Genomic DNA, 12,440 nt, shown 5'->3' on the forward strand with positions numbered 1-12,440 from the left:
CCTGACCGCGCCGGGGCGTCGGTGGGTGCACGTAACCTCGCGGCGTGGCTCTGGCGCTCTACCGCAAGTACCGTCCGGCGACCTTCGCCGAGGTGGTCGGGCAGGAGCACGTCACCGCACCGTTGATGAACGCGGTCGACGGCGGACGGATCAACCACGCCTACCTGTTCAGCGGCCCACGCGGCTGCGGGAAGACGTCGTCCGCGCGGATCCTGGCCCGGTCGCTGAACTGCGAGCAGGGGCCGACGTCCACCCCGTGCGGGGTCTGCGGGTCCTGCGTCGCGCTCGCGCCCGACGGCCCCGGGTCGCTCGACGTCATGGAGATCGACGCGGCCAGCCACGGAGGTGTCGACGACGCCCGTGACCTGCGGGAACGCGCCTTCTTCGCCCCCGTGAACAGCCGCTACAAGGTCTACATCGTCGACGAGGCGCACATGGTCACCACGCAGGGCTTCAACGCCCTGCTCAAGGTGGTGGAGGAGCCGCCGGAGTTCCTCGTCTTCGTCTTCGCGACGACGGAGCCGGACAAGGTCCTGCCGACCATCCGCTCGCGTACCCACCACTACCCGTTCCGGCTGGTGCCGCCGACGATCCTGCGCGGCCTGCTGGAGAAGACCTGCGCCGCCGAGGGCGTCACCGTCGAGCCGACGGTCTTCCCGCTGGTGGTCCGGGCCGGCGGCGGTTCGGTCCGCGACTCGCTGTCGATCCTCGACCAGCTGCTGGCCGGCGCCGGGCCCGAGGGCGTCACCTACCGGACCGCCGTCGGCCTGCTCGGGGTCACCGACGACGCGCTGCTCGACGAGACCGTCGACGCGCTGGCCGCCCACGACGCGCCCGCGGTGTTCCGCGCCGTCGACCGCGTGGTCGAGGCCGGGCACGACCCGCGGCGGTTCGCGACCGACCTGCTCGACCGGCTGCGCGACCTGATCGTGCTGGACGCGGTCCCCGACGCCGGCGGCAACGGCCTGCTCGACACCCCGCCCGACCGGCTGGACCTGATGAGCCAGCAGGCCTCGGCGCTGGGCTCCGCGACGCTCTCGCGGATGGCCGACACCGTGCATGCCGGGCTGACCGACATGCGGGGGACGACGGCGCCGCGGCTGCTGCTCGAGCTCGTATGCGCCCGCATGCTCCTGCCTGCCACCGACGGGTCCGCGGCGGCGACCCTCCAGCGGCTCGAACGCCTCGAGCGCCGGATGTCGATCGCCGGCGAGAACCCCGGCCGGCCGTCCGGGGAAAGAAGCGTCGAGGCGCCCGTCCGCGAGGCCGCACCTCGGGAGGCCCCGCCGCGCCCGGCACCTGTGCCCGCGCCCGCCCCGGCAGCGGCTCCCGTACCGGCTCCCGAGCAGGACGCCGCCGCACGCAAGGAGTTCGTCCGCCGATCGCAGCGCAGCGAGACCCCGGCCCCGCCCCGGCCCGAGAGCGCGCCCGCAGCGGCACCCGCACCGGCCGCCGACGACTGGCCCGAGACGGTGCAGCCGGGATCGGGCAGCAAGTCCGCACCCGCTCCTGCGTCGACCCCGCGGGCGGCACGCGCGACCACCGAGCCCGATATCCCGCTGCCCCAGGAACCGACCGACGACGAGGACTGGCCGCACCCTGCCAGCCCCGCCGCCACCCGTGCCGCCGCGGCCCGCACCGAGGCCGCCGAGAACGGGCAGGCGCCGCCCCCCCCGCCGCGGGCGGCCGCCGAGTCCTCACCGGCTCCTCGTGGCGGCGAGCCCACCCCGGTCGTCTCGGCGAACCCCGAGCCGGCCGCCGAGGGCGAGCTGAACACCAGCGACGTCCGGCGGGTCTGGCCGGAGCTGCTCGCCGTCGTCAAGCGGCACAAGCGCACCACCGAGGCGCTGCTGAAGAACGCCCAGGTGCACCAGCTCAACAACGGCGTCCTGACGCTGGCGACGTCGTCCCCGGCGCTGGCCCGGCGGCTCGGCGACGACCTGAACAAGGACGTCATCCGCGAGGCGCTCAACGAGCTGCTGGGGGTCCGCTGGCGGGTGGACGCCGTCGTCGAGGGTGCCGCCGCGTCGTCCGGTCCGCCCGTCGCCCCGGAACAGGCCCGGGAGGCGGCCCGCGCCGCCGAGGCCGCGGAGGCCACCGAGCTCATGGCCGAGCGGGCCGCGGAGACCTCGGCCGGCGGCGACCGCGAGCCCGAGCCCGCCGTCGACCCGGAGCAGGCCGCGCTGTCGCTGCTGCGGGCCGAGCTCGGCGCCCGTCCCGTCGACAGCTAGCTGCCGAGGAACGCCAGCACTCCAGCGGTGAGCTGCGCGGCGATCGCGTCCCGCCCGGCGGGGTCGGACATCAGTGCTGCGTCGGCCGCGTTGCGCATGTTCCCGCACTCGACGTAGACGGCGGGCACGGTGTTGAGGTTCAGACCGGCCAGGTCCGGGCGGGCGTCGAGCCCGTCGGCGCCCGTGTAGTCGCTCACCGGCTGGACGGCGGTCATCGCGTCCCGCATCGCGCCGGCCAGCGCGGCGGTCGCGGCAGCGACCTGCGGCCCGGCCAGGTCCAGGGACGACGTGATCACGTGGAAGCCGCGGCCGCCTGCACCCGCGCCGTCCCCGTGGATGCCGACGAACGCCGCCGCCCCGACCTGCCCGGCCAGCTGCCCGCGCACGTCGACGCACGGACCCACGCCGCCGTCGTCCTCGCGGGTGAGGACGACTGTCACCCCGGCGGCGCTCAGCCGGTCGCGCATCCGCAGGGCGACGTCCCAGGTGAAGGCGTGCTCGGCGAACCCGGCGTTCGTCGCCGTGCCGGTGGTGTTGCACGGCTTGGTCCCGCCGGTGCCGTCGGGCACGGGGGCGTTGACGACCTCCGGATGGGCCGCGTTGCCGCCGTTGTGCCCCGGATCGAGGACGACGACCTGCCGCGGCGCCGGAGGCGGCGTCGGGGCCGGTGCGGGTGGTAGCGAGGGCACGACCGGCGCCGACGAGACCGGAGGAACCGACGCGGCCCGACCGGACGTGCCGCGAGACGTCGCATCCGTCGGGTCCGCCGACGACCCGGCAGCCGAACAACCGGTGGCCAGGACGGCTGCCAGCGCGAGGATCGCCAGTGACCTGCGCATCCGGCCAGCGTGTCACTCCGCTGACGTATCCGCGGCCTACTCTCGTGGCATGTTCCCCGGAGGCCAGCCCGACATGGCGCAGCTGTTGAAGCAGGCGCAGCAGATGCAGGAGCAACTGGTCGCCGCCCAGGAGGAGCTCGCCCAGCGCGAGGTCACCGGATCGGCCGGGGGCGGCCTGGTCACGGCCACGATGACCGGCAGCGGGGACGTCACTGCCATCACCATCGCGCCGGCCGTCGTCGACCCCGACGACCTGGAGACGCTGCAGGACCTGGTCGTCGCGGCCCTGCACGACGCCAAGCGCGCGGCCGACGAACTCGCCGCGTCCACGATGGGTCCGCTCGCCGGCGGCCTCGGTGGCGGGGCCGGCGGCGGCCTCGGCCTCCCCGGCTTCTGACCGCGGATCGACGAGGAACACCGTGTACGAGGGTGCCGTCCAGGACCTGATCGACGAGCTCGGCCGGCTGCCCGGCGTCGGGCCCAAGAGCGCCCAGCGGATCGCCTTCCACCTGCTGGCCGCCGAGTCCGCCGACGTCACGCGGCTGGTCGCGGCACTCGTCCGCGTGCAGCAGGAGGTCCGCTTCTGCGTGACCTGCTACAACGTCGCCGAGGCCGAGCAGTGCCGCATCTGCCGTGACCCGCGCCGGGTGGACGACGTCCTGTGCGTGGTCGAGGAGCCCAAGGACGTCGTCGCCATCGAGCGCACCCGTGAGTTCCGCGGGCGCTACCACGTGCTCGGCGGCGCGATCAGCCCGATCGACGGCGTGGGCCCCGACGACCTGCGGGTCAAGGAGCTCATGACCCGGCTGATGAACAGCGCCGTCACCGAGCTGATCATCGCCACCGACCCGAACCTCGAGGGCGAGGCGACGGCGGCCTACCTCGCGCGGCTGGTCTCCCCGATGGGCCTCGCCGTCTCCCGCCTTGCCAGTGGACTCCCGGTCGGCGGTGACCTGGAGTACGCCGACGAGGTCACGCTGGGCCGGGCGTTCGAGGGCCGCCGGAGAATAGACGCCTGATCCGTCCGGTATCCGGCGGTCTGCTCGGCAGTCACGACCGGGTAACAGTGCCTTCGCCGAACTTCTTACTGCTGAAATACCGTGTTAGACCTGTTTCCTCCATTGGCCAGGTGGCCGCAGTGGCGCTTCTTCCCGTGCCCGCGAGTCGCCGTCTGAAGACGAGGTAACGGATGAGACCCGGTTCGAGCAGCCGTCGGCGCGTTGTCGCCACGGCGGGCGTTGCGGCGACGGCCCTGGTGCTTGCTGCCTGTGGGGGCGGCGGCAACGACGACGAGGGCGGATCCGGCGGCGGCAGTGGCGGCACGCTGACCATCGGTACGACCGACAAGGTCACGACCCTCGACCCCGCGGGCTCCTACGACAACGGCTCCTTCGCCGTCATGAACCAGGTGTTCCCGTTCCTGATGAACACCCCGCTGGGCTCCCCGGACGTCGAGCCGGACATCGCCGAGTCGGCCGAGTTCACGTCGCCGACCGAGTACACGGTCACCCTGAAGCCCGACCTGAAGTGGGCCAACGGCAACGACCTGACCTCCTCGGACGTCAAGTTCACGTTCGACCGCCAGCTGGCGATCGCCGACGAGAACGGCCCGTCGTCGCTGCTCTACAACCTCGACAGCGTCGACGCCCCTGACGACACCACGGTCGTGTTCACCCTGAAGTCGGAGAACGACCAGGTCTTCCCGCAGATCCTGTCCAGCCCGGCCGGCCCGATCGTCGACGAGGACGTCTTCTCGGCCACCGAGCTCACCCCGGACCAGGACATCGTCGACGGCGAGGCCTTCCACGGGCAGTACACGATCACCAGCTACGACCTGAACAACCTGGTGTCCTACAAGGCCTACCCGGACTACCAGGGCCTGCTCGGTGCGGCGAAGACCGAGACGGTCAACGTCAAGTACTACGCCGACGCCTCGAACCTGAAGCTGGACATCCAGGAGGGCAACATCGACGTCGCCTTCCGCAGCCTGTCCGCGACGGACATCGAGGACCTCCGCGGCAACGACAACGTCCAGGTCGTCGACGGTCCCGGCGGGGAGATCCGCTACATCGTCTTCAACTTCAACACCCAGCCGTACGGCGCGCAGACGCCCGAGGCCGACCCGGCCAAGGCGCTCGCCGTCCGCCAGGCGGTCGCGAACCTGATCAACCGCGAGGAACTCGCCGACCAAGTCTACAAGGGCACCTACACGCCGCTCTACTCCTTCGTCCCCGAGGGTCTGACCGGCGCTGTCGAGCCGCTCATGGAGAAGTACGGCGACGGCAGCGGTGCCCCGGACGCCGACAAGGCGGCCGCGGCGCTGCAGGCAGCCGGTGTCACGACGCCGGTGCAGCTGAGCCTGCAGTACTCCAACGACCACTACGGCCCGTCCTCGGGTGACGAGTACGCGCTGATCAAGGACCAGCTGGAGTCCAGCGGGCTGTTCACCGTCGACCTGCAGACCACGGAGTGGGTGCAGTACTCGGAGCAGCGGACCGCCGACGCGTACCCGGCCTACCAGCTCGGCTGGTTCCCGGACTACTCGGACGCGGACAACTACCTCACGCCGTTCTTCCTCACGGAGAACTTCCTGAGCAACCACTACACCAACCAGCAGGTCAACGACCTGATCCTCGAGCAGGCCAGCACCGAGGACCCGGCAGCGCGCACGGCCATCATCGAGCAGATCCAGGAGCTCGAGGCCGACGACCTGTCCACGGTGCCCTACCTGCAGGGTGCTCAGGTCGCCGTCGTCGGGACGGACGTGTCGGGCACCGAGGACACCCTCGACCCGTCGTTCAAGTTCCGCTACGGCGCACTCAGCAAGGGCTGATCGCGGGAACGGCGAACAGCTAGAGCACACTCCGGCCCCGGGTGATCCGCGCAGAGCGGGTCACCCGGGGTCGGACATGTACGGGGCCGAACGACGGCAGGAGACATGACCACGACAGCGACCGAGCTGACCGGTACCGACGAGAGCGGCGTACCCGTACCCGGGCGGAAGATCCGCGGCGGGGGAGGGCTGGGCAGCTATCTGCTGATCCGGTTCCTGCTGATCTTCCCCACGGTCTTCATCCTGGTGACGACGGTGTTCGTCCTGATGCGCTCGACCGGTGACCCGATCACCGCCGCGCTCGGCGGTCGGCTCACCGCGGCCGAGCTGGCCGCGCGCGTCCACGAGGCGGGCTACGACCGGCCGATCCTCGTGCAGTACTTCGAGTACCTCGGCAACCTCCTGAGCGGGGACTTCGGGACGGCGGTCAGCGACCGCCGACCGATCACCGAGGTGCTGACGACGTTCGGCGCCGCCACGCTCGAGCTGTCGTTCTACGCGCTGATCGTCGCCTTCGTCGTCGGCATCCCGCTCGGCCGGCTGGCCGCCTACTTCCGCGACCGGTGGTCCGACGCCGCGCTGCGGGTCTTCGCGATCCTCTGCTACGCCACGCCGGTCTTCTTCTTCGGTCTGCTGCTCAAGCTGGTCTTCTCCATCCAGCTGGGCTGGCTGCCGGTCGCGGGGCGGGCGTCCACCGGCGCGGAGATCCAGCTGCAGACCCTCGACAGCTCGACCGGCATCTACCTGATCGACGCCATCAAGCTGGGTGATCCGGAGGTGATCGCCGACGTCCTGGAGCACGCGGTCCTGCCGGCCGTCGCGCTCGGGCTGCTGACCGCCGGCGTCTTCCTGCGGCTGGTGCGCACGAATGTCATCGGGACGCTCGGCATGGGGTACGTCGAAGCTGCCCGCTCCCGTGGGGTGGCCGAGAGACGGCTGCTGAAGAAGCACGCCTACCGGCCGGCGCTCATCCCGATCGTCACGGTCATCGGTCTGCAGGTCGCGCTGCTGCTGAGCGGCGCGGTGCTCACCGAGACGACCTTCGAGTGGAAGGGCCTGGGCTTCCAGCTCGTGGAGTACGTGCAGGCCCGCGACTTCGTCGCCGTCCAGGGCATCGTCGTCATGCTGGCGGTCATCGTGGCGCTCACGAACTTCATCGTCGACGTCATCGCGGCCCTCATCGACCCGCGGGTGAGGTACTGATGGCCACCGTCGCAGTTCCCCCGGGTACCCGTCGCCGGGGCTGGCGCGACCTGCCCGTCATCCACCAGCTGCGGCAGAGCGTCGGCCTGCAGCGCGGGATGCTGGTCGCCGGCCTCCTCCTGACCGGGATCTTCCTGTTCACCGCGATCTTCGCGCCGCTGCTCGCGCCCTACGAGTACAACCAGCTGCGCGACCCCTCCGGCCCGTTCGGCGCCCAGCAGGAGCCGTCGTCCGCGCACTGGCTGGGCACCACGGTCGGCGGCTACGACGTGCTCTCCCGGGTGATCTGGGGAACGCGGACCGCACTGTTCGTCATCGTCGTCGCCGTCCTGCTGTCGATCGTGCTCGGCGTGCTGCTGGGCCTGGTGTCCGGGTACTTCGGTGGCTGGCTGGACCGCGTCCTGGTCGTCATCTGCGACGCGGTCTACGCGCTGCCGTCGCTGTTGCTGGCCATCGTGGCGGCCATCGCGATCAGCGGCGGTGAGTCCAGCCTGGTCGGTGGCGTGCTCGCCGCGGCCATCTCGATCACGGTCATCTACATCCCGCAGTTCTTCCGGGTGGTGCGCGCCGAGACCGTGCGGGTGAAGTCGGAGGCGTTCGTCGAGTCGGCGAAGGTCATCGGCGCCGGGCACTGGCGGATCATGACCCGCCACGTGTTCCGCAACGCCACCCGCACGCTGCCGCTGATCCTCACGCTGAACGCCTCCGAGGCGATCCTCACCCTCGCCGGTCTCGGCTTCCTGGGGTTCGGCATCGAGCCCACGTCGGCCGCCGAGTGGGGATACGACCTGCAGAAGGCGCTGTCGGACGTCACCAGCGGCATCTGGTGGACCTCGGTCTTCCCGGGCCTGGCGATCGTGCTGGTGGTGCTCGGCCTGACGCTCGTGGGCGAGAGCCTCAACGACCTGGCCGACCCGCGGCTGCGCACGCGCCGGCGGGCGGGGGCCGACACCGCCATCCCCGTCGGGGAGGTACCCGTGGTGCCCGGCGGGACGCTGGGTGCCGGACCGGGTGGGCTCGCCGGGCTCGAGGGCCGCGGCGAAGGAGAGTGGGAGCAGCGATGAGGGCCGCGAAGGCGACGCGCGAGCGAGCATCGCAGGGAGCGCCGGCGACCGAGGAGCGGAACGAGTGCGGAGCCGAGCAATGAGGGACGTCGTCGACATCGACAACCTGTCGGTCAGTTTCGCTACCGACGCCGGCTCCGTCACCGCCGTCCAGGACGTCAGCCTGTCGGTGCAGGCCGGCGAGGTGCTCGCGATCGTCGGCGAGAGTGGCAGCGGCAAGACCGTCACCGCGCGCAGCATCCTGGGTCTGCTCCCCGAGACCGCTACCACCCGCGGCGCGGTCGTGCTGACCAGCAAGGACGGCGGCAGCACGCACGACGTCGTCACCCTCAGCGGGGCGCGGCTCGGGAACGTGCGCGGCCGGGACGCCGCCATGGTGTTCCAGGAGCCGTCGACAGCGCTCAACCCGGTCTTCCCGGTGGGCTGGCAGATCGCGGAGGGCCTGCGCGCGCACGGCAAGTACAGCAAGAAGGAGTTGCGCGCCAAGGCCGTCGACGTGATGCGAAGGGTCGGCATCCCCGACCCCGAGCACCGGGTCGACCACTACCCGCACCAGTTCTCCGGCGGGCAGAAGCAGCGCATTGTCATCGCCCAGGCGCTGGTCCTCGACCCCGGCGTGATCATCGCCGACGAGCCGACCACCGCCCTCGACGTCACCGTGCAGGCGGAGATCCTCGACCTCCTGCGCCGCTGCCGCGACGAGTTCGGCACCGCGATCGTGCTGATCACCCACAACATGGGTGTCGTCGCCGACCTCGCCGACCGGGTCGCGGTCATGTACCAGGGCCGGATCGTCGAGGAGGCCGACGTCCGGACGCTGTTCTCCTCCCCGCAGGACCCCTACACCCGGCAGCTGCTCGCCGCCGTGCCCCGGCTCGGCCAGGGCGTCGCCCGCACGCAGGAGCGCGCCGCGGCGCGGCCCCAGGGCTGGGAGAGCGCCGCACCCATCATCTCCGCCAAGGACCTGCGGATCGTCTACCCGGGACGGCTGCGCCAGCCGGACTTCGTCGCGGTGGACGGCGTCAGCTTCGACATCCGCCCAGGCGAGGTGCTCGGCCTCGTCGGCGAGAGCGGCAGCGGCAAGACCACCATCGGGCGGGCCATGGCCGGCCTGACCCGCGTCACGGGCGGGTCGCTGCAGGTGCTCGGCACGGAGATGAACGGCGTCAAGGAGCGTTCCTTCCGCCCGGTGCGCGAGCGGATCGGCTTCGTCTTCCAGGACCCGGCGTCCAGCTTCAACCCGCTGCTCACCATCGCCGAGGCGGTCGCCGAGCCACTGGTCGTGCACAAGCGCGCCGACAGCCCGGCGGCCGCGCGCGGCCGGGTCGACGAGCTGCTGGAAGCCGTGCAGCTGCCGAAGTCCTTCGGCGACCGGTTCCCGCACGAGCTGTCCGGCGGTCAGCGCCAGCGCGCCAGCCTGGCCCGCTCGCTGGCGCTCAACCCGGAGCTGCTGATCGCCGACGAGCCGACCTCGGCCCTCGACGTATCGGTGCAGGCGCGGGTGCTGGAGCTGTTCGACGAGATCCAGCGCGAGTTCGGCTTCGCGGCGCTGTTCATCAGCCACGACCTCGCCGTCGTCGACCTGCTCGCCGACCGGATCGCCGTCCTCTACAAGGGCAAGCTCGTCGAGGAGGGCACCGGCGCCGAGGTGCTGGGGGCGCCGAAACACCCGTACACGCAGCGCCTGCTCGCCTCACTGCCCGTGCCCGACCCCGACGAGCAGGCCACCCGCCGCGGTCTCTGGAACGACCTCCGGGCGGCGGACTAGCTACTCGAGGACGACGTCGTCGCCGTCCCGCACCGCCCGGCGCACGCGCAGCCTGGCGAGCTTTCCCACGGCTGCGATGAGCTGGGTGTAGAGCGGCGTCGGCCCGTGGTAGCCGAGGAAGCCGCGCGGGCCCTCGACCATCTCGCCGGTACGGACGTCGTAGCGGCTCTGGTGCCAGGGGCAGACCAGACAGCCGTCGGCGTCGATGCTGCCGTCGGCGAGGTCGGCCAGCTGGTGCCGGCAGCGGCGGGAGACCGCGAAGTACCGGTCGTCACCGCGGTTGCCCACCGCCCAGTCGCCGTGCCCGCGGACGGCTCCCGGTGGCAGGTCGGCGGCGGGGATCCGGTCGGCGCTCTCGTCGCTCACGAGCCGACGGTGCTGGCTCGGCGGCAACCTCGCAAGCCAGGCCGGTCGGTACTGTCGATCTTCCGAACTGATTCCACCAGGAGGTGGCCGTGCGACGGCTCTTCGTCGTCCTGGGCGCAACCGCCCTGCTCGGCCTCGCCGGCGGGCCGGCGCTCGCCGAGGAACCGTTCCGTCTCGACGACCAGGTGGTCGACGAGGCCGACGTCCTGGGCGACGAGACCGAGATCGACGCCGCCCTGGACGAGCTGCAGGCCGACGACGGCACGCAGCTGTTCGTGGTCTTCGTCGACAGCTTCGACGGCCTGACCTCGAGCGAGTGGATCACGCAGACCGGGCAGCTCTCCGGGCTCGGCGGCTCCGACGCGATGCTCGCCGTCGCAGTCGACGACAGCAACTACGGCTTCGCGCTGCCCAACGGCGCCGAGGTGACCGAGACCGAGGCCGACCAGCTGGCCGGGCAGGCCGTGGAGCCGGAGTTCGGCGACGAGAACTGGGCAGCCGGCGTCGTGGCGTTCGCCGACATCCTGCGCACCGGCGAGGCGCCCGACTCCGGGGACTCCGGCGGCGGTGGTGCGCTGCTCGTGGTCGGCGCGATCGCGGTCGTCGGCGGGGGTGGCTACCTGGTGGCCCGGTCCCGGCGGCGCAAGAAGGCGGCGCTGCCCCCGCCGGTGCAGCGGATCGAGAAGCCCGACCCCTACGCCGGGACGACGACCGAGCAGCTGCAGGGCAGGGCGAGCAATGCCCTCCTGCAGCTGGACGAGGCCATGAAGACCTCGCAGCTGGATCTCGACTACGCCCGCGCCCAGTACGGCGAGCAGGCCGTCATCGGGTTCGACCAGGCACTGTCGGAGTCGCGCGACGAGCTGTCCCGCGCGTTCACGCTGCGCCAGCAGCTCGACGACGACGTCCCGGAGGACGAGCCGACCACCCGGACGATGCTGGGGGAGATGCTGCGGCTCACCGAGTCCGCCGCCGCCCGGCTGGACGGGCAGGCCGCGGCGTTCGCGCAGCTGCGCGACCTCGAGAACACCGCTCCCCAGGTGCTCGACGGCCTGGCGCCCCGGATCGCCGAGCTGCACTCCCGCATCCCGCAGGAGGAGCAGCGCCTCGCCCAGCTGGGGCAGCGCTACGCCGCCTCGGCGATCGCTCCGGTGGCGGACAACGTGACCGAGGCGCGGGCGCGGCTCGCCGCGGCCGAGCAGGAGGTGCAGGAGGCACGCACGGCCCTCGCCTCGGCGGAACCGGGCACCGCCGTGGGCGACATCCGGGCCGCCGAGGACGCCGTTGCCCAGACCGCCACCCTGCTGGATGCGGTGGGCCGGCTCGGCGCCGATTTCGACGCGGCAGGAGCCCGGGTCGCCGAGGTGCGGGCCGAGACGGAGAAGGACCTCGCGGAGGCCCGGTCGCTCACCGCGACCGGGGACCCCAGCGGCCTGCGTCCGCAGATCGCCCGCGCGGAGTCCGCCCTGACCTCGGCCGACGCCGCGCTCGCGGGCGGGCAGCCGGATCCGCTGGCCGCGCTGCGGCAGCTCGAGGAGGCCGATATCGCGCTGGAGCAGGCGCTGTCGGTCGCTCGCGACGCGCAGGTGCAGACCCGGCGGGCGGCCGCGTCTCTCGAGCAGGCGCTGATGACGGCGCGCTCCACGATCGACGCGGCCGGCGACTTCATCAACACCCGCCGCGGAGCCGTGGGTCCCGAGGCCCGCACCCGGCTCGCGGAGGCGCAGCGGCACTTCGACCTCGCCGTGGAGCTCGGTCGCGACGACCCGGTCCGCGCGCTCCGGGAGGCGCACCAGGCCGGCTCCCTGGGGCAGAGCGCACTGCAGGCGGCGCAGGAGGACGTCTCCGGCTGGGGCGGCGGCATGGGCGGCGGCCCGGGGGGCTTCGGGGGCGGGTACGGCGGGGGCTACCGCCGCGGCGGCGTCGACCTCGGCAGTCTCGTGCTCGGCGGCATCCTGCTCGGCGGCATGGGCGGCGGCCGAGGTGGTGGCGGCGGCGGGTTCGGCGGTGGTGGCGGCTTCGGCGGCGGTGGGGGCGGTGGGGGCGGCGGTGGCGGCGGTGGCGGCTTCGGTGGCGGAGGCATGGGCGGCGGTCGCTTCTGACGGCGGGGAGGGAGTCCCGGGGAACTGTCAGCTC

10 protein-coding genes are annotated in these 12,440 nt (G+C 72.4%); 8 read left to right on the plus strand and 2 right to left on the minus strand.

Going from position 1 to position 12,440, the window contains the following annotated elements:
* Positions 1-44: 44 nt before the first annotated feature.
* Complete coding sequence (locus tag E4P38_RS03255; RefSeq protein WP_135130284.1) at positions 45-2,231, plus strand: DNA polymerase III subunit gamma and tau; 2,187 nt, start codon at positions 45-47, stop codon at positions 2,229-2,231.
* Here the strand turns inward: E4P38_RS03255 and E4P38_RS03260 are convergent.
* Positions 2,228-3,070, minus strand: a complete 843-nt coding sequence (locus tag E4P38_RS03260; protein WP_135130285.1) for an N-acetylmuramoyl-L-alanine amidase — start codon at positions 3,068-3,070, stop codon at positions 2,228-2,230. The genes E4P38_RS03255 and E4P38_RS03260 overlap by 4 nt on opposite strands.
* Before the next feature lie 49 nt (positions 3,071-3,119).
* Between E4P38_RS03260 and E4P38_RS03265 the strand changes: the two genes are divergently transcribed.
* From E4P38_RS03265 to E4P38_RS03290, 6 genes are all read left to right on the plus strand, one after another.
* Positions 3,120-3,467, plus strand: coding sequence for a YbaB/EbfC family nucleoid-associated protein (locus E4P38_RS03265; RefSeq protein ID WP_135130286.1), 348 nt, complete (start codon positions 3,120-3,122; stop codon positions 3,465-3,467).
* Positions 3,468-3,489: 22 nt separating this feature from the next.
* A complete protein-coding gene (recR, locus tag E4P38_RS03270) occupies positions 3,490-4,089 on the plus strand; it encodes a recombination mediator RecR (RefSeq protein WP_135130287.1) in 600 nt (199 codons plus the stop codon).
* A gap of 170 nt (positions 4,090-4,259) precedes the next feature.
* Positions 4,260-5,903, plus strand: a complete 1,644-nt coding sequence (locus E4P38_RS03275) for an ABC transporter substrate-binding protein (RefSeq protein ID WP_135130288.1) — start codon at positions 4,260-4,262, stop codon at positions 5,901-5,903.
* A gap of 105 nt (positions 5,904-6,008) precedes the next feature.
* Positions 6,009-7,106, plus strand: a complete 1,098-nt coding sequence (locus E4P38_RS03280; protein WP_135130289.1) for an ABC transporter permease — start codon at positions 6,009-6,011, stop codon at positions 7,104-7,106.
* Entirely contained in the window at positions 7,106-8,170 is a 1,065-nt protein-coding gene (locus E4P38_RS03285) for an ABC transporter permease (RefSeq protein ID WP_135130290.1), read from the plus strand. The genes E4P38_RS03280 and E4P38_RS03285 overlap by 1 nt, the downstream gene beginning before the upstream one ends.
* A gap of 79 nt (positions 8,171-8,249) precedes the next feature.
* Entirely contained in the window at positions 8,250-9,938 is a 1,689-nt protein-coding gene (locus tag E4P38_RS03290; RefSeq protein ID WP_135130291.1) for an ABC transporter ATP-binding protein, read from the plus strand.
* Here E4P38_RS03290 and E4P38_RS03295 read toward each other — a convergent pair whose 3' ends face one another.
* Positions 9,939-10,304, minus strand: a complete 366-nt coding sequence (locus tag E4P38_RS03295; protein ID WP_135130292.1) for a Rieske 2Fe-2S domain-containing protein — start codon at positions 10,302-10,304, stop codon at positions 9,939-9,941.
* A gap of 89 nt (positions 10,305-10,393) precedes the next feature.
* Between E4P38_RS03295 and E4P38_RS03300 the strand changes: the two genes are divergently transcribed.
* On the plus strand, positions 10,394-12,406 hold the full coding sequence (locus E4P38_RS03300) for a TPM domain-containing protein (RefSeq protein WP_135130293.1): 2,013 nt from the start codon (positions 10,394-10,396) through the stop codon (positions 12,404-12,406).
* The last annotated feature ends 34 nt before the right edge of the window (positions 12,407-12,440 follow it).

This window comes from Blastococcus sp. CT_GayMR16 (assembly GCF_004570875.1).
In the GTDB taxonomy this organism is placed as follows: Bacteria; Actinomycetota; Actinomycetes; order Mycobacteriales; family Geodermatophilaceae; genus Blastococcus_B.